General features: G+C 69.1%; 24 protein-coding genes and 1 tRNA gene. 6 read left to right on the top strand and 19 right to left on the bottom strand.

Annotated elements, in window-relative coordinates; all coding sequences use genetic code 11:
• Positions 1-6: 6 nt before the first annotated feature.
• From nuoH to tsaD, 17 genes are all read right to left on the bottom strand, one after another.
• Complete coding sequence (nuoH, locus tag GTO19_RS09750; protein WP_291021474.1) at positions 7-1,083, bottom strand: NADH-quinone oxidoreductase subunit NuoH; 1,077 nt, start codon at positions 1,081-1,083, stop codon at positions 7-9.
• Positions 1,080-3,224, bottom strand: a complete 2,145-nt coding sequence (nuoG, locus tag GTO19_RS09745; RefSeq protein ID WP_291021473.1) for an NADH-quinone oxidoreductase subunit NuoG — start codon at positions 3,222-3,224, stop codon at positions 1,080-1,082. The genes nuoH and nuoG overlap by 4 nt, the downstream gene beginning before the upstream one ends.
• A 22-nt stretch (positions 3,225-3,246) precedes the next feature.
• Positions 3,247-4,602, bottom strand: a complete 1,356-nt coding sequence (gene nuoF / locus GTO19_RS09740) for an NADH-quinone oxidoreductase subunit NuoF (RefSeq protein WP_291021472.1) — start codon at positions 4,600-4,602, stop codon at positions 3,247-3,249.
• Positions 4,602-5,123, bottom strand: coding sequence for an NADH-quinone oxidoreductase subunit NuoE (nuoE, locus tag GTO19_RS09735; protein ID WP_291021471.1), 522 nt, complete (start codon positions 5,121-5,123; stop codon positions 4,602-4,604). The genes nuoF and nuoE overlap by 1 nt, the downstream gene beginning before the upstream one ends.
• Positions 5,120-6,373, bottom strand: a complete 1,254-nt coding sequence (locus GTO19_RS09730; protein ID WP_291021470.1) for an NADH-quinone oxidoreductase subunit D — start codon at positions 6,371-6,373, stop codon at positions 5,120-5,122. The genes nuoE and GTO19_RS09730 overlap by 4 nt, the downstream gene beginning before the upstream one ends.
• A gap of 19 nt (positions 6,374-6,392) precedes the next feature.
• Positions 6,393-7,013: an NADH-quinone oxidoreductase subunit C gene (locus GTO19_RS09725; RefSeq protein ID WP_291021469.1), complete on the bottom strand. Its 621-nt coding sequence runs from the start codon at positions 7,011-7,013 to the stop codon at positions 6,393-6,395.
• Between the two features lie 28 nt (positions 7,014-7,041).
• On the bottom strand, positions 7,042-7,521 hold the full coding sequence (locus GTO19_RS09720; RefSeq protein ID WP_291021468.1) for an NADH-quinone oxidoreductase subunit B family protein: 480 nt from the start codon (positions 7,519-7,521) through the stop codon (positions 7,042-7,044).
• Between the two features lie 36 nt (positions 7,522-7,557).
• Positions 7,558-7,917 carry an NADH-quinone oxidoreductase subunit A gene (locus GTO19_RS09715; RefSeq protein ID WP_291021467.1) on the bottom strand — a complete coding sequence of 120 codons (360 nt, stop codon included), beginning with the start codon at positions 7,915-7,917 and terminating at the stop codon, positions 7,558-7,560.
• A gap of 49 nt (positions 7,918-7,966) precedes the next feature.
• Positions 7,967-8,051 (bottom strand) — tRNA-Leu (locus GTO19_RS09710).
• 153 nt (positions 8,052-8,204) lie between these two features.
• On the bottom strand, positions 8,205-8,618 hold the full coding sequence (gene secG / locus GTO19_RS09705; protein ID WP_291021466.1) for a preprotein translocase subunit SecG: 414 nt from the start codon (positions 8,616-8,618) through the stop codon (positions 8,205-8,207).
• 58 nt (positions 8,619-8,676) lie between these two features.
• Complete coding sequence (tpiA, locus tag GTO19_RS09700) at positions 8,677-9,423, bottom strand: triose-phosphate isomerase (protein WP_291021465.1); 747 nt, start codon at positions 9,421-9,423, stop codon at positions 8,677-8,679.
• 4 nt (positions 9,424-9,427) lie between these two features.
• Positions 9,428-10,417, bottom strand: coding sequence for an NAD(P)H-quinone oxidoreductase (locus GTO19_RS09695; protein ID WP_291021591.1), 990 nt, complete (start codon positions 10,415-10,417; stop codon positions 9,428-9,430).
• 20 nt (positions 10,418-10,437) lie between these two features.
• Complete coding sequence (gene pnp / locus GTO19_RS09690; protein WP_291021464.1) at positions 10,438-12,663, bottom strand: polyribonucleotide nucleotidyltransferase; 2,226 nt, start codon at positions 12,661-12,663, stop codon at positions 10,438-10,440.
• Positions 12,664-12,909: 246 nt separating this feature from the next.
• Positions 12,910-13,176, bottom strand: coding sequence for a 30S ribosomal protein S15 (rpsO, locus tag GTO19_RS09685; protein ID WP_291021463.1), 267 nt, complete (start codon positions 13,174-13,176; stop codon positions 12,910-12,912).
• 150 nt (positions 13,177-13,326) lie between these two features.
• Entirely contained in the window at positions 13,327-14,583 is a 1,257-nt protein-coding gene (locus tag GTO19_RS09680; RefSeq protein ID WP_291021462.1) for a pyridoxal phosphate-dependent aminotransferase, read from the bottom strand.
• Positions 14,584-14,603: 20 nt separating this feature from the next.
• Positions 14,604-15,890 carry a branched-chain amino acid ABC transporter substrate-binding protein gene (locus tag GTO19_RS09675; RefSeq protein WP_291021461.1) on the bottom strand — a complete coding sequence of 429 codons (1,287 nt, stop codon included), beginning with the start codon at positions 15,888-15,890 and terminating at the stop codon, positions 14,604-14,606.
• A 137-nt stretch (positions 15,891-16,027) separates the two neighbouring features.
• Positions 16,028-17,113 carry a tRNA (adenosine(37)-N6)-threonylcarbamoyltransferase complex transferase subunit TsaD gene (gene tsaD, locus GTO19_RS09670; RefSeq protein ID WP_291021460.1) on the bottom strand — a complete coding sequence of 362 codons (1,086 nt, stop codon included), beginning with the start codon at positions 17,111-17,113 and terminating at the stop codon, positions 16,028-16,030.
• A 73-nt stretch (positions 17,114-17,186) separates the two neighbouring features.
• Between tsaD and GTO19_RS09665 the strand changes: the two genes are divergently transcribed.
• The 5 genes from GTO19_RS09665 to GTO19_RS09645 all read left to right on the top strand — a co-directional run bounded on the left by GTO19_RS09665 (position 17,187) and on the right by GTO19_RS09645 (position 23,157).
• Positions 17,187-18,443: a nitrate regulatory protein gene (locus GTO19_RS09665; RefSeq protein ID WP_291021459.1), complete on the top strand. Its 1,257-nt coding sequence runs from the start codon at positions 17,187-17,189 to the stop codon at positions 18,441-18,443.
• 285 nt (positions 18,444-18,728) lie between these two features.
• Positions 18,729-20,021, top strand: a complete 1,293-nt coding sequence (locus tag GTO19_RS09660) for a CmpA/NrtA family ABC transporter substrate-binding protein (RefSeq protein WP_291021458.1) — start codon at positions 18,729-18,731, stop codon at positions 20,019-20,021.
• 55 nt (positions 20,022-20,076) lie between these two features.
• On the top strand, positions 20,077-20,946 hold the full coding sequence (gene ntrB, locus GTO19_RS09655) for a nitrate ABC transporter permease (protein ID WP_291021457.1): 870 nt from the start codon (positions 20,077-20,079) through the stop codon (positions 20,944-20,946).
• Positions 20,947-20,975: 29 nt separating this feature from the next.
• Positions 20,976-21,821 (top strand): ABC transporter ATP-binding protein, encoded by an 846-nt coding sequence (locus GTO19_RS09650; protein WP_291021456.1) that lies wholly within the window; start codon positions 20,976-20,978, stop codon positions 21,819-21,821.
• A 109-nt stretch (positions 21,822-21,930) separates the two neighbouring features.
• Positions 21,931-23,157 (top strand): nitrate/nitrite transporter, encoded by a 1,227-nt coding sequence (locus GTO19_RS09645; protein ID WP_291021455.1) that lies wholly within the window; start codon positions 21,931-21,933, stop codon positions 23,155-23,157.
• A 54-nt stretch (positions 23,158-23,211) separates the two neighbouring features.
• Here GTO19_RS09645 and GTO19_RS09640 read toward each other — a convergent pair whose 3' ends face one another.
• Together GTO19_RS09640 and GTO19_RS09635 are read right to left on the bottom strand one after the other, a co-directional pair.
• Entirely contained in the window at positions 23,212-24,957 is a 1,746-nt protein-coding gene (locus GTO19_RS09640; RefSeq protein WP_291021454.1) for a bifunctional protein-serine/threonine kinase/phosphatase, read from the bottom strand.
• A gap of 8 nt (positions 24,958-24,965) precedes the next feature.
• Entirely contained in the window at positions 24,966-26,264 is a 1,299-nt protein-coding gene (locus GTO19_RS09635; protein WP_291021453.1) for a type IV pili methyl-accepting chemotaxis transducer N-terminal domain-containing protein, read from the bottom strand.
• Between GTO19_RS09635 and GTO19_RS09630 the strand changes: the two genes are divergently transcribed.
• On the top strand, positions 26,263-26,394 hold the full coding sequence (locus tag GTO19_RS09630) for a hypothetical protein (RefSeq protein WP_291021452.1): 132 nt from the start codon (positions 26,263-26,265) through the stop codon (positions 26,392-26,394). The genes GTO19_RS09635 and GTO19_RS09630 overlap by 2 nt on opposite strands.
• The last annotated feature ends 198 nt before the right edge of the window (positions 26,395-26,592 follow it).

Raw genomic sequence — 26,592 nt, 5'->3', positions numbered from 1 at the left:
CCCTCCTCACTGCCAGATGTTCCAGGGCGACTTCATGAGCGCGCCCACGAGCAGCAGCCACACCAGCGTGACGGGGATGAAGATCTTCCAGCCCAGACGCATGATCTGGTCGTATCGGAAGCGCGGGAAGGTGGCGCGGATCCAGATGAAGATCGAGACCACGAAGACGGTCTTGATGCCCAGCCAGATCCAGCCCGGGATGAAGTCGAGGAAGGCCACGGGCGGCAGCCAGCCGCCGAGGAACATGAGCACGCCCAGGATGGACACCAGCCACATGCTCGCGTACTCGGCGAGGAAGAAGATGGCGAAGCCCATGCCCGAGTACTCGACCATGTGGCCGGCCACGATTTCGGCTTCGCCTTCGACCACGTCGAAGGGGTGGCGGTTGGTTTCGGCCACGCCCGAGATCAGGTAGACGACGAAGATGGGCAGCAGCGGCAACCAGTTCCAGGACAGGAAGTCCAGGCCCATGCCGGCACCCATGCCGCGGCTCTGCGAGCTCACGATGTCGGCCAGGTTCAGGCTGCCAGCGGTCATCACGACCACCAGGAAGCAGAAGCCGATGGCGATCTCGTAGCTCACCATCTGCGCGGAGGCGCGCAGCGCGCCCAGGAAGGCGTACTTGGAGTTGGACGCCCAGCCCGCGATGATCACACCGTAGACCTCGATGGAGGTGATGGCGAGGATGACCAGCAGGCCCGCATTGACGTTGGCCAGCACGGCTTCAGGGCCGAAGGGAATGGCCACCCAGGCGGCCAGCGCCGGCATGATGGCCATGACCGGGCCGAGGCGGAACAGGCCGTTGGCCGCCGCGCTCGGACGGATCAGTTCCTTGGTGAGCAGCTTCAAGGCATCCGCGATGGGCTGCAGCAGGCCGAAGGGGCCCACGCGGTTGGGGCCATGGCGCACCTGCATCCAGCCCAGCAGCTTGCGCTCCCAGAGGGTGAGGTAGGCGACCGCGCCCATCAGCGGCGCCAGCACGGCGACGATCTTGATGAGGGCCCAGAGCACGGGCCAGGCCGCCGCCGTCCACCACGGCGCGTTGATGAGGCCGAGGCCGCCGTTGTACATCGCGTCGATCACGCTGCCACCCCTTCCTGGGCGCTCGTCTTGGCGTGCGCACGGCGCGCATCGGCCGTGAGCTGCAGCGAGGTCGCGCGGCGCACGAGCGGATCGAGCTGGTAGATGCTGGCGACGCAGGGCGCGGCACTGGCGTTGGAGGTGTCGATGCTCACGCCGGAGGCCCGGTTGTTCAGGCGATCGGCTGCCACCACGGCGCCCGACTCGACACCCGGCAGCGCGCGCGCGAGCACGGCCTGCGAGGAATCGGCGTCGAAGCCCTGCAGCCCGAGCAGGTTGCCCAGCACACGCAGCACCTTCCAGGCCGGGCGCGTATCACCCAGCGGGTGCACCACGGCGTGGAAGCTCTGCAGACGGCCTTCCGCATTCACGAAGCTGCCGGAGGTCTCGCTGAACGGCGCGATCGGCAGCAGCACGTCGCTCACATCCAGGTTGGTCTTGAAGGGGCTCAGGGTGACGACCATGTCGGTCTGGCGCAGGCCCTCGAGGCCGGCGGCCGTGTCCTCGGCCTCCACGTTGAGCAGCAGCGCTGCCTTGAGTGCGCCCCCGAGCATGCGGCCGGCGTCCAGCCCGCCCTGCCCCGGCACCGCGCCCACGAGCTGCGCGCCCACGGTGTTGGCGGCCTCGGTGAGGAAGCCCACGCTGGCGCCGGTGTGCTCGGCGATGAAGTTGGCCAGGGCCAGCAGGCTGGCGGCCTGGGGGTGGTGCGCGGCGGCGTTGCCCAGCAGCACAGCCTTGTGCTCGCCGCCCATCAGCGAGGCCGCGATGGCGCGTTGCGCATCGCTGGGCGTGGCGGCCACGGGCGCATTCACGCTCTTCTCGGCGGCCACGGCGGCGGCCACGCCGGCCAGGGCCGAGGCCCACTCGCTGCTGTCGGACAGCAGGCTGTGCTTGAGCTTGATGGCCCAATCGGGCGCGGTCTCGGTGATCGCGCTGAGCTGCGCGCCACGACGCACGGCCTGGCGGATGCGCTGCGCGAACAGCGGATGGTCCTTGCGCAGATTGGAGCCCACGACGAGCACGCGCTGCAGCGTGGAAAGCTCGGCGATGGTCCGACCCAGCCAGCGCGCCTGGCCCTTGGGCGCCACGGCAGCGGCGTCGGCCGCGCGCAGGCGGCTGTCGATGTTTTCGCTGCCCAGGCCGCGCACCAGCGCGCCGGCCAGGGCCAGTTCTTCCACGGTGGCGTGGGGGCTCGCCAGCAGACCGATGGCGCCCGCGCCGTGCGCCCCCTTGACCTGCTTCAGACCGTTGGCCACGTACTCCAGCGCGGTCTGCCAATCCACCGTCTTCCACTCACCGCCCTGTTTGAGCATGGGCTGGGTCAGGCGGTCCGGGCCATTGAGCGCTTCATAGGAGAAGCGGTCGCGGTCGGCGATCCAGCATTCGTTGACCGCTTCGTTCTCGAGCGGCACCACGCGCATGACCTGGTGGTTCTTGACCTGCACCACGAGGTTGGCACCGGTCGAATCGTGCGGGCTCACGCTCTTGCGGCGCGAGAGTTCCCAGGTGCGCGCGCTGTAGCGGAAGGGCTTGCTGGTGAGCGCACCGACCGGGCAGATGTCGATCATGTTGCCCGAGAGCTCGGAATCGACCGACTGGCCCACGAAGGTCTCGATCTCGGCGTGCTCGCCACGGTGGCTCATGCCGAGCTCCATGACGCCCGCGATTTCTTGCCCGAAGCGCACGCAGCGCGTGCAGTGGATGCAACGGCTCATCTCTTCCATGGAGATGAGCGGGCCCACGTTCTTGTGGAAGACGACGCGCTTTTCTTCCTGGTAGCGCGAGCCGGAGCCGCCATAGCCCACGGCCAGATCCTGCAACTGGCATTCGCCGCCCTGGTCGCAGATGGGGCAGTCGAGCGGGTGGTTGATGAGCAGGAACTCCATCACCGACTTCTGGGCCTTGACGGCCTTGTCGCTCTGCGTGCGAACGATCATGCCCTGCGTGACGGGCGTGGCGCAGGCCGGCATGGCCTTGGGCGCCTTCTCCACGTCGACCAGGCACATGCGGCAGTTGGCCGCGATGGACAGCTTCTTGTGGTAGCAGAAGTGGGGAATGTAGGTGCCCGCCTTCTCGGCCGCATGCATGACCATGCTGCCCGGGGGCACTTCGACCTTCTTGCCGTCGAGTTCGATTTCAACCATGGGGATGTCCGTGTTCCTCGCTTCAGGCCGTGGCCGCTTTGGCACCCGTCTGGGCAGCGGCGATCTTGGCCTCGAACTCGTGGCGGAAGTGCTTGATCATGGCGCGCACCGGCATGGCCGCCGCGTCGCCGAGCGCGCAGATGGTGCGGCCCATGATGTTCTCGGCCACGTTGTCCAGCAGTTGCATGTCCTCGGGTCTGCCGAGGCCGCGGTCGATGCGGTCGACCATGCGCCAGAGCCAGCCCGTGCCTTCGCGGCAGGGCGTGCACTGGCCGCAGCTTTCGTGCATGTAGAAATAGGACAGGCGCTTGAGCGACTCGACCATGTCGCGCGAGTCGTCCATGACGATGACGGCGCCCGAGCCGAGCATCGAGCCGGCCTTGGCGATCGAGTCGTAGTCCATCGTGCACTCCATCATGATGTGCGCGGGCAGCACCGGGGCCGACGAGCCGCCGGGGATCACAGCCTTGAGCTGGCGGCCCTTGCGCACACCGCCCGCGAGTTCGAGCAGCTTGCTGAAGGGGGTGCCCAGCGGGATCTCGAAGTTGCCGGGCATCTCGACGTCGCCACTCACCGAGAAGATCTTGGTGCCGCCGTTGTTGGGCTTGCCGATCTCCAGGTAGGCCTGGCCGCCGTGGCGGATGATCCAGGGCACCGCCGCGAAGGTCTCGGTGTTGTTGATGGTGGTGGGCTTGCCGTAGAGGCCGAAGCTGGCCGGGAACGGCGGCTTGAAGCGCGGCTGGCCCTTCTTGCCTTCGAGCGATTCGAGCAGGGCCGTTTCTTCTCCGCAGATATAGGCCCCGAAACCGTGGTGGCCGTGCAGCTGGAAGCTGAAGCCCGAGCCGAGGATGTTGTCGCCCAGCAGGCCGGCCGCCCTCGCCTCCTCCAGCGCGGCCTCGAAGCGTTCGTACACCTCGAAGATCTCGCCGTGGATGTAGTTGTAGCCCACGCTGATGCCCATGGCGTACGCCGCGATCGCCATGCCTTCGATGACGATGTGCGGGTTGTACATGAGGATGTCGCGGTCCTTGCAGGTGCCCGGCTCGCCTTCGTCCGAGTTGCACACCAGGTACTTCTGGCCCGGGAACTGGCGCGGCATGAAGCTCCACTTGAGGCCGCTGGGGAAGCCGGCACCACCGCGGCCGCGCAGGGCCGACTCCTTGACCGTGGCGATCACCTGGTCGGGCGTCAGGCCTTCGCCGCCGTCCTTGCCAAGGATCTTGCGCAGCGCCTGGTAGCCGCCGCGCGCCTCGTAGTCCTTGATGGACCAGTTCTTGCCATCGAGGTCCGCGTAGATCTGCGGGCTGATGTGGCGGCCGTGGAAGCAGGTCTGCACGCCGGTGGCGGCGAACTGGCCGATGATCTGTTGGGCGTTCATCAGGACTGGCCCTCCGCAGCGCGCAGGCCATCGACGAGCTGGTCGAGCTTGTCGTGGCTCATGAAGCTGCACATGTGGCGGTCGTTCACCAGCATCACGGGCGCGTCGGCGCAGGCGCCCAGGCACTCGCTCTGCTGCAGGGTGAACAGGCCGTCGGGTGTGGTCTCGCCCATTTCGATGCCGAGCTTGCGTTCGAGGTGGTGCAGCGCCTTCTGGCCGTCGCGCAGCTGGCACGGCAGATTGGTGCAGACGTTGAGCTTGAACTTGCCCACCGGCCGCTGGTTGTACATGTTGTAGAAGGTCGTGACCTCGTGCACCGCGATCGGCTCGACGCCGATGTAAGCGGCCAGCGCGGCCTCGGCCTCGGTGCTGACCCAACCCTGTTCCTGCTGGATGATGGACAGGCAGGCCATGACGGCCGAGATGCGCTGCTCGGCCGGGTACTTGTTGACCTCGCGGTCGAAGCGCGCGATGGTCGCGGCGGAGAAGCTCACTGGGGTGCTGGGCACGGGGGTGCTCATCGGTCGATCTCCCCGAAAACGATGTCCATGGTGCCGATGATGGCGACCGCGTCGGCCAGCATGTGACCGCGCGCCATCTCGTCGAGCGTGGCCAGGTGCGCGAAGCCGGGCGCTCGGATCTTCAGGCGGTAGGGCTTGTTGGCACCGTCGCTCACGAGGTAGATGCCGAACTCGCCCTTGGGGTGCTCGACGGCGGCGTAGGCCTCGCCCTCGGGCACGCGGAAGCCCTCGGTGAAGAGCTTGAAGTGGTGGATCAGCTCTTCCATGTTGGCCTTCATGGCCTCGCGCGTGGGCGGCGCCACCTTGTGGTTGTCGGTGATCACCGGGCCGGGGTTGGCGCGCAGCCAGTCCACGCACTGCTTGATGATGCGGTTGGACTGCTTGAGCTCCTCCATGCGGACGAGGTAGCGGTCGTAGGTGTCGCCGGTCTTGCCGACCGGAATGTCGAAGTCCAGGCGGTCGTACACCTCGTACGGCTGCTTCTTGCGCAGGTCCCAGGCGATGCCGGAGCCGCGCAGCATGGGGCCGGTGAAGCCCAGCTTGAGCGCGCGCTCGGGCGGCACCACGCCGATGCCCACGGTGCGCTGCTTCCAGATGCGGTTGTCGGTGAGCAGCGTCTCGTACTCGTCGACGTAGACCGGGAAGCGCTGGGTGAAGTCGTCGATGAAGTCGAGCAGCGAGCCCTGACGATTCTTGTTGAGCTCGTCCACGCCGCGCTGGTTGCGCACCTTGCTCGCCTGGTACTGCGGCATGGTGTCGGGCAGGTCGCGGTAGACGCCCCCGGGCCGGAAGTAGGCCGCGTGCATGCGCGCGCCGGACACCGCCTCGTACATGTCGAACAGGTCCTCGCGCTCGCGGAAGGCGTAGATGAGGATGGTGGAGCTGCCGCAGTCGTTGCCGTGCGAGCCGAGCCACATGAGATGGTTCAGCATGCGCGTGATCTCGGAGAACATCACGCGGATGTACTGCGCGCGGATCGGCACGTCGATGCCCAGCAGCTTCTCGATGGCCAGGCAGTAGGCGTGTTCGTTGCTCATCATGGACACGTAGTCGAGACGGTCCATGTAGGGGAGCGACTGGATGAAGGTCTTGTGCTCGGCGAGCTTTTCGGTCGCGCGGTGCAGCAGGCCGATGTGCGGGTCGGCGCGCTGCACGACCTCGCCGTCCAGCTCGAGCACCAGGCGCAGCACGCCGTGCGCGGCCGGGTGCTGCGGGCCGAAGTTCAGGGTGTAGTTCTTGATCTCTGCCATGTCGGTTCGTCCCGCGCCTTCAGTGCAGGCCGCCGTAGTTGTCCTCGCGGATCACGCGCGGCGTGATTTCGCGCGGCTCGATCGTCACGGGCTCGTAAATGACGCGCTGGCGCTCGGCGTCGTAGCGCATTTCGACGTGACCCGAGAGCGGGAAGTCCTTGCGGAACGGGTGGCCGATGAAGCCGTAGTCGGTGAGGATGCGGCGCAGGTCGGGGTGGCCTTCGAAGACGATGCCGTAGAGGTCGAAGGCCTCGCGCTCGTACCAGTTGGCGCTGTTCCAGAGGTTGTTCACCGAGGGCAGCACGGGGAAATCGTCGTCGGCGCAAAACACGCGCACGCGCACGCGCTGGTTCAGGCTCACGGACAGCAGGTGCGAGACGGCCGCGAAGCGCGGGCCTTCCCAGCGGCCGTCGCCGTAGGTGGAATAGTCCATGCCACACAGGTCGATGAGCTGCTCGAAGCGCGCCTGGGGCGCATCGCGCAGGGACTGCATGACATCCAGGTAGGCGCCGACGTCGACCGTGACCGTGACCTCGCCGCGCTCCAACTCGACCGAGCGCACGCGGCCGGCGAGCAGTTCCTGAAGGCTGGCCTGCAGGGTCTCGGGGGCGACCAGGTGAGAGGGGGATGCGTCGGTCATGTCGTGGGGCTCGGTGTTGTTCTGCGACTCAGGCGCGGGCGATGGTCTGCGTCCGCCGGATCTTCTGCTGCAACTGGATGATTCCGTACAGCAGCGCCTCCGCCGTGGGCGGGCAGCCGGGCACGTAGACATCGACCGGCACGATGCGGTCGCAGCCGCGCACGACCGAGTAGGAGTAGTGGTAGTAGCCGCCGCCATTGGCGCAGGAGCCCATGGAGATCACCCAGCGCGGTTCGGCCATCTGGTCGTAGACCTTGCGCAGGGCTGGCGCCATCTTGTTGCACAGGGTGCCGGCCACGATCATGAGATCGGACTGGCGCGGGCTGGCGCGAAACACCTCGGAGCCGAAGCGCCCGATGTCGTAGCGCGCGGCGGCCGCATGCATCATTTCCACCGCGCAGCAGGCCAGACCAAAGGTCATGGGCCACAGCGAACCGGTCTTGGCCCAGTTCACCACCGCGTCGTAGCTGGTAGTGACGAAGCCTTCCTTGAAGACACCTTCAATCATGTGCTGCTCCGAAGCGCGCCCGCAGCGGGAGTGAACTCACTCCCAGTCCAGGGCGCCCTTTTTCCATTCGTAGGCGAAACCCACCGTGAGAATGGCCAGGAACACCACACCGGCGACGAAGCCGGTCATGCCGATGTCGGAGAAGGCCACGGCCCAGGGGATGAGGAACGCGATTTCGAGGTCGAAGAGGATGAAGAGGATGGCCACGAGGTAGTAGCGCACATCGAACTTCATCCGCGCGTCTTCGAAGGCTTCGAAGCCGCACTCGTAAGGGGAGTTCTTCTCGGCATCTGGCAGGTTCGGGCCGAGTATGTAGCCGAGGACCTGGGGGATGATGCCGACCGCGACGCCCACGACGATGAACAGAAGCACGGGCAGGTACTGGTCAAGGCTCATGGTGGGGCGGTTCCGTTGACAAGGCCTGCGGGCCTTGTCTTCAACGATCTGGTGCCGACGGCGAGACTCGAACTCGCACAGCTTTCGCCACTACCCCCTCAAGATAGCGTGTCTACCAATTTCACCACGTCGGCTTGGGTCTGCGTTGTCGTGCTCAAGAGGGACACTGAGCACTGCGGACAACTCATAGAGTTTACCCTGAATCGCCTCCCCCATCTGGGGAGTGGCCCATCCTTTTTTGATGGGCGTCCCCGAGGCGTCAGGCCCGCGCAAGGCGGGTGATCACATCACTGCGCCGGAATCTGGCCAGCACCGGTCGGCGCGGGCGTGCTGGCCGGCGCTGGCGTGGCGCCGGGAGCGGCCGGCGCCGTTGCACCACCCGGAATCTGCTGCACCGGGCTGGCCGGCGCGGCGGGCACGTTCTCGAGCACGCTGCCCGAACTCGGTGCGGCGGTGCGCAGGTTGCCGAAGTAGGCCAGACCGAGGGTGCACGCGAGGAACACGCCCGCAAGCACGGCCGTGGTACGCGACAGGAAGTTCGCGCCACCGGAGGCGCCGAACAGGCTGGCCGAACCCGCGCCGCCGCCACCGAAGGCGGCGCCCGCGTCGGCGCCCTTGCCGTGTTGCATGAGGATCAGGCCGATCATGCCGAGCGCAGCGAGGATCTGCACCACGAGCAGAAGGGTCAACAGGACATTCATCAGTTTCTCCGTTTGGTTCGATCAGAGCCCTGGCGGCCCCATCGGTTCAAGGCTGTGTTCAGTGGGCGGCGGCGATGATCTGCAGGAAGTCGGGCGCCTTGAGCGAGGCTCCGCCGATCAGGCCGCCGTCGATATCGGGCTGGGCCAGCAGGCTGGCGGCGTTGGCCGCGTTCATGCTGCCGCCGTACAGGATGCGCACGCGCTCCGGGTGGCTGGTGGCCGCGGCGAGCTGGGCGCGCAGCACGGCGTGCACCTCCTGCGCCTGCTCGGGCGTGGCCGTCTTGCCGGTGCCGATGGCCCACACGGGCTCGTAGGCGACGACGATTTCGCTGGTGCAATGGGCCACGGCATGGATCACCGCGGCGAGCTGCCGCTTGACCACCGCCTCCGTCTGCTCGGCTTCACGCTCGACCAGGGTCTCGCCCACGCAGACGATGGGCGTGATGCCCGCGGCCAACGCGCGCTGCGCCTTGGCCGCAACGAGGGCGTCGGTCTCGCCGTGGTATTGGCGGCGCTCGGAATGGCCCACGATGGCGTAGCGGCAGTTGAAATCCTTGAGCATGGCGGCCGACACCTCGCCGGTGTAGGCACCTTGCTCGTGCGCGGACATGTCCTGCGCACCCCAGTCAATGGGGCTGCCTGCGAGCAGGCCTTGCAGTTGCGCGAGATAGGGCGCGGGCGCGCAGACCGCCACCTCGGCCGCGGGATGGCCGACACCGGCCAACAGCGCACGCAGCAGCGCCTCGTTGGCCGCCAGGCCGCCATTCATCTTCCAGTTGCCGGCGATGAGTTTCTTGATCGTCATGACATCAGGCCCACTTCAGCACGAGCTTGCCGACGTGGCGATTGGATTCCATGAGGGTGTGCGCCTCGGCCGCCTGAGCGGGGGCGAACACCTGGTGGATGACGGGCTTGACCGCACCCGATTCGAGCAGCGGCCAGACGTGTTCCTTGAGCGCGCGCGCGATCGCGGCCTTGAACGCCACGGGACGCGGGCGCAGCGTGGAGCCGGTGATGGTGAGGCGACGGCGCAGCACCAGGCCGGCGTTGAGTTCGGCCTTGACACCGCCCTGCACCGCGATGATGACCAGGCGGCCGTCCTCGGCCAGGCAATCGACCTCGCGCGCCACGTAGCCACCCGCGACCATGTCGAGGATGACGTCGACACCCCGGCCGCCGGTGATGTCGGCCACGGCGGACACGAAGTCCTGCGTGCGGTAGTTGATCGCATGGTCGGCGCCCAGCGCCTTGCAGGCGGCGCATTTCTCGTCGCTGCCCGCAGTGGCGATGACCGTCGCGCCGCGCGCCTTGGCGATCTGGATGGCGGTGACGCCGATGCCGCTGGTGCCGCCCTGCACGAGCAGGGTTTCACCGGCCTGCAGACGGCCACGGTCGAAGACGTTGCTCCAGACGGTGAAGAAGGTCTCGGGCAACGAGGCCGCGGCCACGTCGTCGAGCCCTTTGGGCACCGGCAGGCACTGACCCACCGGCGCCACGCACCACTCGGCATAGCCGCCACCGGCCACCAGCGCGCAGACACGGTCACCGATCTCGAGACCGGCATCCGCCAGAGCGGAGGCGTCGCCCGATTCGATGACGCCCGCCACCTCCAGCCCCGGAATGTCGGACGCACCCGGCGGCACCGGGTAGTTGCCAGTGCGCTGCAGCACATCGGGACGGTTCACACCCGACGCGCTCACGCGAATCAGCAGCTCACCGGCGCCCGCCTCGGGGCGCGGGCGCTCGGCCAGGCGCAGCACCTCGGGCGCGCCAAAGCCGCTGATCTCGACCGCTTGCATGCTCGGCATCACGCGCGGGCTTACTGCTGCTGCTGTTGCTGCTGCTGCGCGGCCTCGTCGGCCGTGGCGGCGGGACGCTGATCGCGCTGCTCGCGGCCTTCGCGGGGCTCGCGCGGCTCACGGAACTCGCGCGGCTCACGATCGCCACCGCCGCTGCGCTCCAGCAGCGCCTTCATCGACAGCTTCACGCGACCCTTCTCGTCGGTCTCGAGCACCTTGACCTTCACGATCTGGCCTTCCTGGAGGTAGTCGGTGACCTTCTCCACGCGCTCGTGAGCGATCTGGCTGATGTGCAGCAGGCCGTCCTTGCCGGGCAGCAGGTTGACCAGCGCGCCGAAGTCCAGGATCTTGGTGATGGGGCCTTCGTAGACCTTGCCCACTTCCACCTCGGCCGTGATCTCGGCGATGCGGCGCTTGGCCTCTTCGGCCTTGGCGCCGTCGGTGGAGGCGATGGTGATGGTGCCGTCTTCGCCGATGTCGATCTGCGTGCCGGTCTCTTCGGTGAGCGCGCGGATGGTGGCGCCGCCCTTGCCGATCACGTCGCGGATCTTCTCGGGGTTGATCTTCATGGTGTACAGGCGCGGCGCGAAATCGCTGATCTCGGTCTTGGCCTCGCCCATGGCTTCCTGCATCTTGCCCAGGATGTGCATGCGCGCCTCTTTGGCCTGGGCCAGCGCCACCTGCATGATCTCCTTGGTGATGCCCTGGATCTTGATGTCCATCTGCAGGGCGGTGATGCCGTTGGGGGTGCCGGCGACCTTGAAGTCCATGTCGCCCAGATGATCTTCGTCACCCAGGATGTCGGTCAGCACGGCGAAGCGGTCGCCGTCCTTGATCAGGCCCATGGCAATGCCGGCCACGGGCGCCTTCATGGGCACGCCGGCGTCCATCAGCGCCAGGCAGCCGCCGCACACCGAAGCCATCGACGAGGAGCCGTTGGATTCGGTGATCTCGGAGACCACCCGGATGGTGTAGGGGAAGTCTTCCTTGGTGGGCAGGCAGGCCACCAGGGCGCGCTTGGCCAGGCGGCCGTGACCGATCTCGCGGCGCTTGGGGCTGCCCACGCGGCCGGTTTCGCCGGTGGCGAAGGGCGGCATGTTGTAGTGCAGCATGAAGCGGTCTTCGAACTCGCCGGCCAGCGCGTCGATCTTCTGCGCGTCGCGGCCGGTGCCGAGGGTGGCGACCACCAGGGCCTGCGTCTCGCCGCGCGTGAACAGCGCCGAGCCGTGGGTGCGCGGCAGCACGCCGTTGCGGATCTCGATGGGGCGCACGGTGCGCGTGTCACGGCCGTCGATGCGCGGCTCGCCAGCCAGGATCTGGCCGCGCACGATGCCGGCCTCGATGTCGAACAGCAGGCCTTCGACCTTGACGCTGTCGAACTCGACACCGGCGGCCTTCAGGCCACTCATCACGGCGGCGTAGGCCTCGCGGCAGGCCTGCGTGCGGGCCTGCTTGTTGCGGATCTGGTAAGCGGCGCGCAGCTTGTCGCCGCCGAGTTCGTTGACCTGGGCGATCAGCGCCTCGTCGCGCGCCGGGGCTTGCCACTGCCACTCGGGCTTGCCGGCCTCGCGCACCAGCTCGTTGATGGCGTTGATGGCGATGTTGGCCTGCTCATGGCCGAACACCACGCCGCCGAGCATGATCTCTTCGGACAGTTGCAGCGCCTCGGATTCGACCATCAGCACCGCGGCCTGCGTGCCGGCCACCACGAGGTCCATCTGCGAGTTCTTGCGCTCGGTCTGGCCCGGGTTGAGCACGTACTGGCCATTGACATAGCCCACGCGAGCGGCGCCGATGGGGCCGTTGAACGGAATGCCGGAGATCGACAGCGCGGCCGAAGTCGCGATCATCGCGGCGATGTCGGCGTCCACCTCGGGGTTGAGCGACAGCGTGTGGATGACCACCTGCACTTCATTGAAGAAGCCTTCGGGAAACAGCGGGCGGATCGGGCGGTCGATCAGGCGGCTGGTCAGCGTCTCGTTTTCGCTCGGGCGGCCTTCGCGCTTGAAGAAGCCGCCGGGGATCTTGCCGGCGGCGTAGGTCTTCTCGACGTAGTCGACGGTCAGCGGGAAGAAGTCCTGGCCGGCCTTGGCCTCGCTCTTGGCAACCACGGTGGCCAGCACCACGGTGCCGTCCATGTCGAGCAGAACGGCCCCGCTGGATTGGCGCGCGATTTCGCCGGTTTCCATGGTGACCGTGTGCTGGCCCCACTGGAAGGTCTTGGTGACTTTGTTGAACATGCTCATGTGCGTTCTCCTGTGTGCGCCCCGTTCAACGGGGACTGCTTGGCGTGCAATGCCTTGCACGGACCCGGAGAACCCACCCGCAAGACGATGCCATTCCAGGGGGGCTGCGCAGGCCGCAACCCCGTTGGAATGACACAGCTTCGCTCGGTGTGTGAACTCCGGACTGGATGAGCGGGGGCACCAAACGCAAAAAGCCCGAGCCAGCGAACCAACTCAGGCTTTTCGATCGGGCACACCCGGCTCGGTTTACTTGCGCAGGCCCAGTTTCTGGATGAGGGCCAGGTAGCGGTCGGCGTCCTTGGCCTTCAGGTAGTCCAGCAGCTTGCGGCGACGGCTCACCATGCGCAGCAGGCCGCGACGGCCGTGGTGGTCCTTGGCGTGCGTCTTGAAGTGCGGGGTGAGTTCGTTGATGCGGGCCGTCAGGATGGCGACCTGGACTTCGGGGCTGCCGGTGTCGTTGGCGGAACGGGCGTTGTCGGCGATGACGCCGGCTTTGACTTGCTGATCGATCATTTCAAGCGTTTCCTGTGGACTTGCGTCCCGCTACAGCCTGGGCCGACCCCCCTGGAGTGACCTGGGAGTGAAACCCTGCCGCGACGGGCGTGGAGCCGCTGCGACCGCAACGGCAACCGCGCATTCTAGCCGAAGTGGCCTCCGGGATGGCTAGGCCTTGCCTTGCCCCTCAAACCAGCCGCGCAGCCGCCGCACGCCCTCCTCCAGCCGCGCCACGTCCCGGCTGGCGAAACACCAGCGCAGCCAGCCGGCCGCCTCGGGCGCGAAGGCGCTCCCGGGCGCCAGGCCCAGGCCCGCTTCCCGCACCAGGCGCTTGGCCACGTCCAGGCAATCCGCCTGCCCCGGCAGGCGGAAGAAGGCGTACATGCCGGCGCGCGGCGTGGCCAGTTCCACGCCGGGCAAGGCCTGCAACAGCGGCACGAGGGTGTCGCGGCAGTGCCGCAGGTGGGCCACCAGGGCGGGCGTGACGGCGTCGCCGTGGGCGATGGCGGCGATGGCGCCGCGCTGCACGAACACCGGCGCGCAGGAGGTGTTGAACTCGATGAGCTTGCCCACCGCCTCGGTGAGCGCGGGCGGCAGCACCAGCCAGCCCAGGCGCCAGCCGGTCATGAGGAAGCTCTTGGAGAAGCTGTGGGCGACGATCAGCCGGTCGTCGGCCTCGGCCACGTCCAGGAAGCTGGGCGCACAAATCGGCCGCCCCCCCGATGGACTGCGTCCCTCCCCCCGCCAGGGGGCATCCGGCTTGGGGCGGCCCGGCGCCGGTTCGTTCGACGCATCACCTTCGAAATACAGGCGTTCGTAGACCTCGTCGGCCACGATCCAGGTGCCGGTGGTGCGGCAGTGCGCCAGGATGGCGCGCTGCTGGTCGGCGGTGAGCGTGAAGCCGGTGGGGTTGGCCGGCGCGTTGATGATCAGCACCCGCGTGGCCGGCGTGACGGCCTGGCGCAGGGCCTCGAGGTCCAGCGTCCAGGCGCCGCCGCGCGGCACCAGCGACACGCTGCGCACCCGAGCGCCCAGGATGAGCGGCTGCGCCACCAGGTTCGGCCAGGCCGGCGTGAGCACCACCACCTCGTCGCTCGCGTTCACCAGCGTCTGCGCCGCGAGCATGAGGCCATTGACACCGCCCGAGGTGACCGCGAGGCGCCCGAACCAGTGGGCCGAGCCGCGGCCCGGGTGCAGGCGATCGGTGTAGCCGGCAATGGCCTCGCGCAGTTCGGGCAGGCCCAGGTTGTGGGCGTAGAAGGTTTCGCCGGCCTGCAGCGAGGCGATGGCCGCCTGGCGGATCGGCTCGGGCGTGACTTCGTCACTCTCGCCGAACCAGAACTTGAGCACGCCCTCGCGGCCGATGCCCTCGTTGGCCACCTCCCGAATGCGCGAGCCCTCCAGGCCCGCCACCACGTCACGCATGCACCAGCTCCATCGTCGAATCAGAAGCGGGTCATCGTACAGGTGTGGGGCAATTCGGCCTGTTGCGGGGTCAGGCTGCGGATCACGCGGAAACCATAGCCCGAGCCCTCGACGTCGAACTTCACGCCGGGCGCGCCCTGGCGGTCCATGACCGCCACGGCCAGCCCCTGCTGGAACTGGTGATCGGCACCGCGCATGCGCCCGCGCTGGCCGGCCAGGCCCACGTCGGCCTTTTCCAGTTGGGCGGCGATGGCGCCCGCCTCCACCGTGCCCGCGCGCTCGATGGCCTGCGCCAGCGCCTCGATCATGAGCTGCATGCGCATGTGCACGTAGTCCTCGTCGGGGTTGGGGAAGCGCTCGCGGAAGGCCTTGTAGAAGGCCTCGCTCTCGGCCGTGGGCACGTTGGGGAACCAGTCGGCCACGGCCACCACCTTGCCGATGCCGGCGTCGCCGATGGCGGCCGGCGCGCCGAGGGCGTTGCCGTAGAAGGTGTAGAAGCGGCCGTCGAAGCCGACCTCGCGCGCGGCCTTCACCAGCAGCGTGAGGTCATTGCCCCAGTTGCCCGTGAGCACGGCCTGCGCGCCGCTGGCCTTGATCTTGGCGGCGTAGGGCAGAAAGTCCTTGATGCGCGCCATGGGGTGCAACTCGTCGCCGACGATCTTCACGTCGGGCCGCTGAGCGCCGAGCTGGCGGCGCGCCTCGCGCAGCACACCCTGGCCGAAGCTGTAGTCCTGGCCGATGAGGTAGATGCGTTCCAGCGCCTTGTCCTCGCGCAGCACGCTCATGAGCGCGGTCATGCGCATGTCGGCGTGGGCGTCGAAGCGGAAGTGCCAGGGGCTGCATTTCTCGTTGGTGAGCACCGGGTCCACCGCCGAGTAGTTGAGGAAGAGCTGGCGGCGCTGCGGCTCGCGCTCGTTGTGCTTGTTGATGGCCTCGATGATGGCGCTGGCTGCCGCCGAGGAGTTGCCCTGGGCCACGATGGCGATGCCGCGGTCGTTGGCCAGGCGCAGGGAGGCCAGTGCCTCCTCCGCCTGGTTCTTGCTATCGAAGCGGTCGATGGCGAGAGGGCGCGCGCCGCCGGGCAGCTTGACACCACCGCGCGCGTTGACCCGCTCGGTGGCCCACAGCAGGTTGCGGAACACGGCCTCGCCGGTGTTGGCGAAGGGGCCCGAGAGGCCTTCGATCATGGCGATGCGGATGGGCTCGCCACGCGGCGCGGGGGACTGGGCCAGGCCGGGTGGCACGGCAGCGAAGGACAAAACGGCAGCGGCCAGCGTGGCCAGCCCGCGGCGGGAAATCAGGGTCATGAACAACTCCGTGGTGAAACTGCGGGCCATCGAGCGAGAAGCGGAAGCGGCCCGGCGCTGTCGCCTGTGCGACAGCGCGGTACTCTAATTCATAATTATCTGAACCTGCCGCCGCTGGTCCGCCGGTGATGCGAAGGTCAGGACAAGGGGGCGAGCTCGGCCAGTGGCCAGCGCGGGGCGACGTCGAAGCGGCCCGCCCCTGCGTCGGCGGCCAGCAGACCGGCCTGGGCGCGCAGGCCGGCGGCCAGGGCGATCATGGCGCCGTTGTCGGTGCACAGCGCCAGCTCGGGGTAGTGCACGCGCAGGCCGCGCTGCGTGGCGGCCGCGTTCAACTGGGCGCGCAGCTGGGCGTTGGCGCCCACCCCGCCGGCCACCACCAGGCGGCGCAGGCCCGTGGCCTTCAGCGCCGCCAGCGACTTCTTCACCAGCACCTCCACGATGGCGGCCTGGGCGCCGGCGGCCACGTCGGCCTTCTCCCGCTCGCTCAGCGGGTCCGCCAGGCGCGTGGTGGCCGGGCCCTCGGGTGCGGCGCGCGCCAGGCGCTTCACCTGGGTCAGCACCGCCGTCTTGAGACCGGCGAAGGAAAAGTCCAGGTCGCCGCTGTGCAGCATGGGTCGCGGGAATCTGTAGGCCGAGGCGTCACCGCGCTCGGCCAGCCGCGCCAGTGCCGGCCCGCCCGGGTAGCCCAGGCCCAGCAGCTTGGCCGACTTGTCGAAGGCCTCGCCGGCCGCGTCGTCGATGGTTTCGCCCAGCAGCTCGTAGCGCCCCACCCCGTCCACGCGCATGAGCTGCGTGTGCCCGCCCGAGACCAGCAAGGCCACGAAGGGGAATTCGGGCGGATCCGCGCTCAGGAAGGGAGACAGCAAGTGCCCTTCCAGGTGGTGGATGCCGTGCACCGGCTTGCCCAGCGCCACGCCCAGCGCGTGCGCCACGCCCGTGCCGACCAGCAGCGCGCCGGCCAGGCCGGGGCCGCGCGTGCAGGCGATGGCGTCGATGTCGGCCAACGCCAGGCCCGCCTGCGCCAGCACCGCGTCGGTCAGCGGCAGCACGCGGCGGATGTGGTCCCGGCTGGCCAGTTCGGGCACCACGCCGCCATAGGCCTGGTGCATCTCGATCTGGCTGTGCAGCGCATGGCCGAGCAGGCGCGGCACGCCTTCGCCACCCGCGTCCACGAGGGCCACGCCGGTTTCGTCGCAAGAGGATTCGATGCCGAGGATGCGCATGAGGCGGGCGAGTTTAAGCGCGGCACGCTTGTTGCTCTGCCCCTGAGGAGATACGCCATCGGATAGGTGAATGATGAAAACAGGCCTGGACTTTCTGCTGGCCGCCAAGCGCTGCGAGATCGATGGCCTGCAACGCCTGGCCTTCACGGCCACCCTGGTGGACGTGACCGCGCGTCTGGTGCACGGTCTGCAGCGTGAACGGGGCCTGACCAACCTGTACCTGGGATCGCAGGGCCGGCGCTTCGCCGAGGCGCGCGCGGCGCAGATCGCCGCCTCCCGCCAGGTGGAGGCCGAGTGGCGCGCGCAGTTCGAGCGCGTGGACGCCGGCACCGCGCAGGCCGGGCACGGTGCGCGCCTGTTCAGCCGCATTGCCTACGTGCTGCAGGGCCTGGACGGTCTGGACGCGCTGCGCGCGCAACTCGACGCCCAGGCCTGGGATACCGCCCGCGCCACCGACGCCTACGTGCGTCTGGTGGCCGCGCTGCTGGCGGTGGTGTTCGAGGCCGCCGACAGCGCCAGCGACCCCGAGGTCTCGCGCCGCCTGGTGGCGCTGTTCAACTTCATGCAGGGCAAGGAATTCGCGGGTCAGGAACGCGCCGCCGGCGCCGCGCTGTTCGCGCAAGGCCAGGCCGACGCCGCTGGCCAGCAGCGCCTGCTGCACCTGATCGAATCGCAGGAGCGCTGCCTGGAGCTGTTCGAGAGCTTCGCGCCATCCACCGCGCGCGCCCTGTGGACGGCCCCCCACACCAGCGCCCCCCTGGCCGAACTGGAGCGCCTGCGCCGCGTGCTCTACACCGCCGCCCACGGGGCCGCGCTCAAGCCCGAACTCAGCCAGACCTGGTTCGACGTCTGCAGCGCCCGCATGGACGCCATGAAGCTGGTGGAGGACCGGCTCACCGCCGACCTGCGCGCCCTGTGCGGCGAGAAGATCGCGCAGGCCCAGGCCGAACTGGCCACCTTCGGCGCCCTGGCCGCCCAACCCGTGCCCGACCCGCTGAGCTTCTATCTGGCGCCGGTTGACGCCAGCACCGCCGCACCCCCCGTGGGCACGCAGGGCTTTGGCACGCCGCTGGACCGCACGGTGCTGGAGCTGGTGCACGAGCAGGCGCGCCGCCTGCAGGCCGTGGGCGACGAACTGGAGGCCGTGCGCGCCAGCCTCAACGAACGGCGGATCATCGAGCGCGCCAAGGGCCTGCTCATGGCACACCGCCAGTTGGGCGAGCCGGAGGCCCACAAGACCCTGCGCCAGATGGCCATGAACCAGAACCGGCGGCTGGTGGACGTGGCGGAGGCGCTGCTGTCCATGGCCGAGGTGCTGCCCGCGCGCTGAGCGCGCACTGCTGCGGTGCACAAAAGCGAGGCATACGCACCACGCCAGCACGGCCGCCGCCTGCCCCCCCAATCAAATCAAGCACTTGCCGACGCGATCAAGGCTGGCACGGTCCCTGCTCAGTACGAGCAGAACAGCTTGCAGCCAACGGCGGCCGTGAGCTGAGCAGTCTCCCCAGACACGGACAACGGCGTCCATTTCCTTCCCGCGGCGCGGGTGTGGAAATGGGCGCCGTTGTGCTTTTGGGGTTCCGGTTTGTCATTCGCCTCACAGGAGTCCACGACCATGCCTTCGACCCCTCTGTCCCGCCGCCGCCTCATCCAGCAGGCCGGCGCCCTCGGCTCCGCCGCTCTCGCCGGCGGCCTGCTCAGCACCCGCGTGCACGCCGCCACCGCGCTGGAAACCAAGGCCGCCAAGCTCGGCTTCATCGCCCTCACCGACGCCGCACCGCTCTTCGTCGCCGATGAAAAAGGCTTCTTCAAGAAGCACGGCATGACCGAGGTGGAAGTGCTCAAGCAATCCTCGTGGGGCACCACGCGCGACAACATCGTGCTCGGCTCGGCCAAGGGCGGCATCGACGGCGGGCACATCCTCACGCCCATGCCCTACCTCATCACCACCGGCGCGGTCACGCCCAACAACGTGCCGGTGCCGATGAACATCCTGGCGCGCCTGAACCTGGGCGGCCAGGGCATCTCGGTGGGCGCGGAATACGCCGACCTCAAGGTGGGCACCGACACCAAGGCCTTCGGCAAGGCCCTGGCGGCCAAGCGCAGCTCGGGCAAGGCGGTCAATGCCGCCATGACCTTCCCCGGCGGCACGCACGACCTCTGGATCCGCTACTGGCTGGCCGCCGGCGGCGTGGACCCGAACAAGGACATCTCCACCATCGTGGTGCCCCCAGCGCAGATGGTGGCCAACATGAAGGTCGGCAGCATGGACACCTTCTGCGTCTGCGAGCCCTGGAACCGCCAGCTCATCAACCAGAAGATCGGCTACACCGCCATCACCACCAGCGAACTCTGGATGAACCACCCGGAGAAAGCGCTCGCCCTGCGCGCCGACTACGTGCAGGCGAACCCCAACGCCACGCAGGCCCTGCTCAAGGCCGTGATGGAAGCGCAGATGTGGTGCGAGGACCCGGCCAACCGCGCCGAGGTGGCCGAGATCTGCTCGCGTCGCCGCTGGATCAACGCGCCCGTGGCCGACGTGATCGACCGCGTCAAGGGCGACTTCGACTACGGCACCGGCCGCGTCGAGGCCAACAGCAAGTTCCAGATGCGCTTCTGGAAAGACCAGGCGAGCTACCCCTTCCAGAGCCACGACCTGTGGTTCCTGACCGAGAACATGCGCTGGGGCTACCTGCCCACCAGCCTGGACACCAAGGCGCTGATCACCAAGGTGAACCGCGAGGACCTGTGGCGCGCCGCCGCCAAGGACCTGGGCGTGGCCGCCAAGGACATCCCCGCGTCCACCTCGCGCGGCGTGGAGACCTTCTTCGACGGCAAGGTCTTCGACCCGGCCAACCCGAAGAAGTACCTCGACAGCCTCGCGATCAAGACCGTCAAGGCCGCCTGATTCCGCGCCCCGGCGCGCCGAGCCCGCATTTCCCCGAAGACCAGGAGTCCCCGCGATGAACACCACCACGGAAACCATCGAGCCGATCCGGCTGGCCCCACCGGCCGCGCCATCGGCCGCCCTGCCCAACTGGATCAAGACCGCCGCGCGCGGCTTCATGACCCACGTGCTGCCACCGCTGGTGATCATCGGCCTGCTGCTCGTCATCTGGGAACTGCTGGGCTCGCGCCCGGGCGCCGCGCTGCCGCCGCCGAGCAAGGTCGTGGAAGACACCTGGGAGCTCATCGTGAGCCCCTTCTACGACAACGGCGGCAACGACGTGGGCCTGGCCTGGCAGATGCTCGCCAGCTTGAAGCGCGTGGCCTACGGCTACGCGCTGGCCGTGATCGCCGGCGTGAGCCTGGGCGTGCTGGTGGGCCAGTCCACCTGGGCGCTGCGCGGCCTCGACCCGCTGTTCCAGGTGCTGCGCACCGTGCCGCCGCTGGCCTGGCTGCCGATCTCGCTGGCGGGCTTTCGCGATGGCCACCCCTCGGCCATCTTCGTGATCTTCATCACCGCCATCTGGCCGATCATCATCAACACCTCCATCGGCATCCGCAACATCCCCGAGGACTACCGCAACGTGGCCCGCGTGGTCCGGCTCAATGGCGTGGAGTACTTCGGCAAGATCATGTTGCCGGCCGCCGCGCCCTTCATCTTCTCGGGCTTGCGCATCGGCGTGGGCCTGTCGTGGCTGGCCATCGTCGCGGCCGAGATGCTGATCGGCGGCGTGGGCATCGGCTTCTTCATCTGGGACGCCTGGAACAGCTCGCGCATCAGCGACATCATCCTCGCGCTCTTCTGCGTCGGCATCGTCGGCTTCCTGCTCGACCGCATCGTCGCCTTCATCGGCAAGCTCGTCACGCGCGGCACCGCCGCGAGCTGACCCCGTCCACCGAACACAGGAGCATTCCCATGAGCGACAACGCCTACTTGAGCATCAGCGGCGTGGACATGACCTTCACCAAGGGCCGCACCGTCAACCCCGTGCTGCGCCACATCAACCTGGACGTGCGGCGCGGCGAGTTCATCTCCCTCATCGGCCACTCGGGCTGCGGCAAGTCCACGGTGCTCAACATCGTGGCCGGCCTGCTCAAGGCCACGGCGGGCGGCGTCATCGTCGATGGCCGCGAGGTGAACGAGCCCGGACCCGACCGCGCGCTGGTGTTCCAGAACCATTCGCTGCTGCCCTGGCTCACCGTCTACCAGAACGTGGAGCTGGCGGTGGACAAGACCTTCCGCGGCGTGAAGACCAAGGCCGAGCGCAAGGACTGGATCCTGCACAACCTGGAGATGGTGAGCATGGGCCACGCCCTGCACCGCCTGCCCGCCGAGATCTCCGGCGGCATGAAGCAGCGCGTGGGCATTGCGCGCGCGCTGGCCATGGAGCCCAAGGTGCTGCTGCTCGACGAGCCCTTCGGCGCACTGGACGCGCTCACGCGCGCGCACCTGCAGGACGAGGTGATGCGCATCCAGACGGAGTTGCACAACACGGTGATGATGATCACGCACGACGTGGACGAAGCGGTGCTGCTGTCCGACCGCATCGTGATGATGACCAACGGCCCCTCGGCCACCATCGGCGAGATCCTCGACATCGACCTGGCGCGCCCGCGCGACCGCCTGGCCCTGTCGGACGACGCGCGCTACAACCACTACCGCCACGAGGTGCTGAGCTTCCTGCACGAGAAGCAGCGCAAGGTGGAGCCGATGGCGCGCAGCGCCCGCACGGGCAAGGCGCCGGAGGCCCTGAGCGCCTGACGGCGCACCCCACACGCCAGCGGGCGCACCCCGGCGGTGCGCCCCAAGCTGGCGCGGTTCTTGCACCAATGCGGGAGCCCACTCCCTCGTTGATTTCAAGGACTGCACCATGGCGGCACAGACCGGCCACTTCCGACAATTCCTCAACGCCGGCCATGCCCCGACCCTGGGCGCCGCCTTTTTCTACTTCGCCTTCTCCTGCGCCATCTGGGTGCTCAACGGCTCCATGGCGCCGTTCATCTCGGAGGCCTACAACCTCACCCCCACGCAGAAGGGCCTGATGCTCTCCGTGCCCATCTTCGCGGGCGCGCTCATGCGCTTTCCCCTGGGCGTGCTGGCCCAGTACGTGGGGCGCAAGAACGCCACGCTGGTCGAGATGGGCGGCATCGCCGTCGCGATGCTGTTCGGCTACTTCTTCGTCGAATCCTTCAACGACCTGCTGGCCATGGGCGTGCTGCTGGGCATCGCGGGCGCCAGCTTCGGCGTCGCGCTCTCGCTCGGCTCGGGCTCCTTTCCGCCCCGCTACAAGGGCCTGGCCATGGGCCTGGTGGGTGCGGGCAATGTAGGCACCGCCGTTTCCGCCCTGCTGGCGCCACCGCTGGCCCAGGCCTTCGGCTGGCAGACGGTCTACGGCATCGCTGCCATCGGCGTCTTGCTGCCCGTGGTGGTCATGGTCGTCTGGGCGCAGGAGCCACCCGACCGCGCCGCGCACTCGAGTTTTCGCGATCACATCGCCTGCCTGTTCGAGAAGGACGGCTGGGCCTTCAGCCTGATCTACGCGGTCACCTTCGGCGGCTTCATCGGCCTCACCACCTTCCTGCCCAGCTACTTCCACGACCAGTTCGGCGTGAGCAAGGTGCAGGCGGGTCAGCTCACCATGCTGGCGGCCTTCATGGGCGCGGCGCTGCGCATCTTCGGCGGCTGGATCTCCGACCACTGGGGCGGCGTGAACACACTCACCGGCGTGCTGCTGGTCGTCACCGTCACGCTGGTGCTGTGCGGCTTCGCGCAGCAATCGCTCGCGGCCACGGTGCTGCTGTTCCTGGTGTGCTTCGCGGCCCTGGGCGCGGGCAACGGCGCGCTGTTCCAGCTGGTGCCGCTGCGCTGGCCGCTCACCACGGCGGTGGCGGGCTCCATGATCGGCGAGATCGGTGCCCTGGGTGGCGGCCTCATTCCCAACGCCATGGGCCTGAGCAAGCAGCACAGCGGCGACTACCTCTGGGGCTTCGTCAGCTTCGCGGCGTGTTCAGCCGCCATGCTGCTGATGCTGCGCGTGATGCAGATCCGCTGGACGCGGACCTGGGCGGAGAAAGGCGGGCGGGCGCGCGCGGCGTGACGCCCTTCTCTGCGCCTGAGTGCACCGCCGCACCAGGCGTCCTGCTTTGCCCTTTCACGTCGGCAGAAACAGCAGCCAGACCACCAGGATCAGGTTGAACAGCAAACTCACGCCCGCCAGCAGCTTCCAGCGCATCGCCGGGTCGCGCCGCAGCAGCGGTGACGCGGCCGGCGCGTTCAAGGGCCGCGACGCCCCGCGCTCCAGCGCCAGCAGGAACTCCTCCGCCGTCTCGAAGCGCAGCGCGCGATCCCGCGCCACGGCCTTGAGCACCACGTGATCGAGCCAGATCGGCACCTCCGGGTTGTGGCGGCTCGGCGCCACAGGGTCGCGGTGGTAGCGGCCCATCTGGTAGGGCAGCACCTCGCCGTACGGCAGACGGCCGGTGAGCAACTGGTACAGCGTCACGCCGAGCGCGAACAGGTCACTGCCGGCGTCCGGCGCGGCGGGCTCGGCCTCGCCCGGGCCGAGGCGAAAACCCCACTGCTCCGGGTTGATGAAGCTCGGCGTGCCCGCGTGCAGGGCGCGCGTGGCGGCCGGCTCGCGTCCCGACAGGGCCACGCCCAGGTCGAGCACGCGCAGCACGCCGTCCTCGCCCTGGTGCAGGTTGGCGGGCTTGATGTCGCGGTGCACCACGCCCTGGCGGTGCAGGCGGCCCAGCACACGCAGCGCCTGCATGGCCAGGGCCACCGCCTTCGTGGGGCCGGGGCGCTCGCCGCGATCGATCTGCTGCTGCAAGGTCTCGCCCGCGTGCCAGTCGTAGAGCAGGTAGAAGGCCGTGCGCTCGCCACCGGCCGGCAGCCGCGGGTGCAGGGCCACCAGGTGCTCGGCCACGCGCGACGAGGCCATGCGCGCGGCCAGCCAGCCCTCGTGCGCCAGCGTGGCGCGTTCGTCGGGGTCGTGCGCGCGCGCCGGGTGCAGGGTCTTGAGCGCGTACAGGCGCTGCGTGCCGGGGTCGCGCACCTGGTAGAGCCGGTTGATGCCGTTGTCGGCCACCAGGGCGGTCACCACCAGGCCGTCGATGGCCGCGCCCACGGCCAGCCTGGGCGGCACCGGCAGGGCCTCGGCCTGGCGCTGGGCGTCCTGCAGGGTGGCCTCCAGCAGGCCGCGCACGCGCACCACCAGGGCGGTGACGTTGTCCTCGCTGCCGGCGGCCAGCGCCGCTTCCACCAGGGTCTCGGCGGCCACGCGCGCCTCTCGGCCAGCCAGGCACTCGCGCAGGCGCCGGTCGGGCAGGCTGCCGTGCACGCCGTCGGTGAGCAGCACGAAGGTATCGCCCACCTGCAAGTCGCCCTGCTGGTAGTCCACCACCACGTGGTCTTCCAGGCCCACGGCGCGCAGCAGGCGGTGGCGCAGCTCGGGGTGCGGCACCACGTGGTCGTGGCTGAGCTGGGTGAGTTCGCCTTCGCGCAGCAGGTAGCAGCGGCTGTCGCCCACGTGCGCCAGGGTGTACGACTGGCCGCGCAGCACCAGCGCGGTGAGCGTGGTGAGCCCCATGGCCGGCGCGCGGCGCCGGTTCATGCCGGCCAGCCAGGCGTTCTGCGCGGCGAGCACGCGGTCCAGCGCCACGGTGGTGTCCCAGGTCTCGGGCGTGCCGTGGTAGTCGCGCAGCACGCTGGTGACGGTGGTCTGCGCGGCCTCGCGGCCCAGGCCGCCGGCGCTCACGCCATCGGCCACGGCGACCACGCTGCCGCGCGACTCCTGACCCGGGGGCGGCAACTGGGCGCCACAGAAGTCCTCGTTCACGGGGCCACGGCCGGCGCGGCACCAGAAGCCGATGTCGAGGTCGATGCCGGCGCCCATGCGCTGCCTCAGCCGATCAGCAGTTGCATGCTGCGCTCGACCTGCGCGGTGAGCTGTTCGAAGGCGTCCAGCACCGCCTCGCTGGCCATCGCGAAACCGGCCAGGCGGTTCTGGCGCTCGCGCCCCGTGGCGCGTTCGGCCAGCGCGGCGCCGGCCAGCATCTGCTGCCAGGCGCCGCTCGCCGCGTCCAGGGTGGCGCGGATCTCGGGCGTGGACAGGGGCGCGGCCTGCAGGTAGGCCAGGCCTTGTTCGACGGCCTGGCGGGCCTCGTCCATCGCCTGCGCGTGCCGCGCCACGGCGGCCGGCTCCAGCAGCGCCAGCAGCGTGCACTTGGCGTAGCGCTGCGAGAGCATGCGCTGGCGCCCGGCGGTGTTGAGCGCGCGCAGCGGCGCCACGGAGCCCGCGCTTTCCAGGCTGGTGGTCAGGCGCTCCGCATGGCCGAGCAGTTCGTCGGCCACGGCGTCGGCCGAGGTGTCCGCCATCGCCTCGCTCCGGCGGCCGGTGGTGCGCAGCAGCGGCTTGAGCCGCGCCCAGGCCGCGCTGGCGGGCGCCAGCAGGTCGCCAAAGGTGGGCAGCGAGAGGTTGCGCTGCAGCAGGGCCAGGTTGGCCTCGATGCGCTCGGCGGACCCGTCCAGCAGCGCGCGGTGGCGCGCCTCGTCCACGCCGGCCAGGCACAGCAGGTGCAGCTTGACCACGCGCTGCGACAGCATGCGCAACTGGCCCGCGCGGTTCACGCCCTCGGCGTAGCGCGCGGAATGGATGATGTGTTGCGCCAGCTGTCCCATGCGCTGCTGGCCCTGCATGGCGGCGCCGCGCAGCAACTGGAAGGCCTCCTCGTCGGGGATCTGGCGCGCGCGCATGAGGATGCCCTTGGCGCGCTCCACCAGCTTGCGCTCCTCGAAACGCTGGGAGAGGTCACGCAGTTCCTCGCGCAGGGCCTGCTCGCGCTTGAAGCGCGCCTGTGCCAGATGGATCAGGGGGCGCAGGCGCGGCGCGCCGTAGCCGTTGACGGCCCAGACCTGCACACCCGCGTCGAGCGCGCGCTCCATGCCCTGCGCGTCCACGTCGCCGGTGAACACCAGCACCGGGCGCGGCGCGGTGCCGGCCAGGGCCGTCAGCGCCTGGAACAGGGCCGCGCCCGGCAGCGGCGCGTCCACCACCACCAGATCTGGTGCATGGCGGACCACGCCCGCCATCAATTGGTGCACTGCATCAAGCACCTCGGGCACCTGCAGGCCGGCGGCCTGGAGGTCCGCCGGCAGTGGCGAGGCCTTGGCGCCATCGAGAAGAACCAGCACGGAAGTCATGCGAATCAATCACTTGCGCAGCAAGAAGGGCGAGTTCGCGGCGCTGCGTCACGCCCGCGACCTCGCGATGGTGCACCAGAACGGGGGCCGTGAACGGCGCTGCACGCCCGTGGCACGGCTCTTGCGTTGACTTGCCCGGACGCGACGAGGCGTCCCGTCCCGGCGGCCCAGCCGGGGCACTGCGTGCAACGACGCGCGCAGACATGGCAGCGGCCAGCGCCCGAAGGCGCGCGCCGACCCGGTCGTTCGACCGGCGCAAGAAACACCCACCGCCTGACCGGGGCGCATCCGCCCCTGCCCTGCCCCCGCGCCGGGCGGTTCACTCGTC

This window comes from Hydrogenophaga sp. (genome assembly GCF_011772445.1).
In the GTDB taxonomy this organism is placed as follows: domain Bacteria; phylum Pseudomonadota; class Gammaproteobacteria; order Burkholderiales; family Burkholderiaceae_C; genus Hydrogenophaga.
This window is presented reverse-complemented; position numbering and strand designations above follow the sequence as displayed.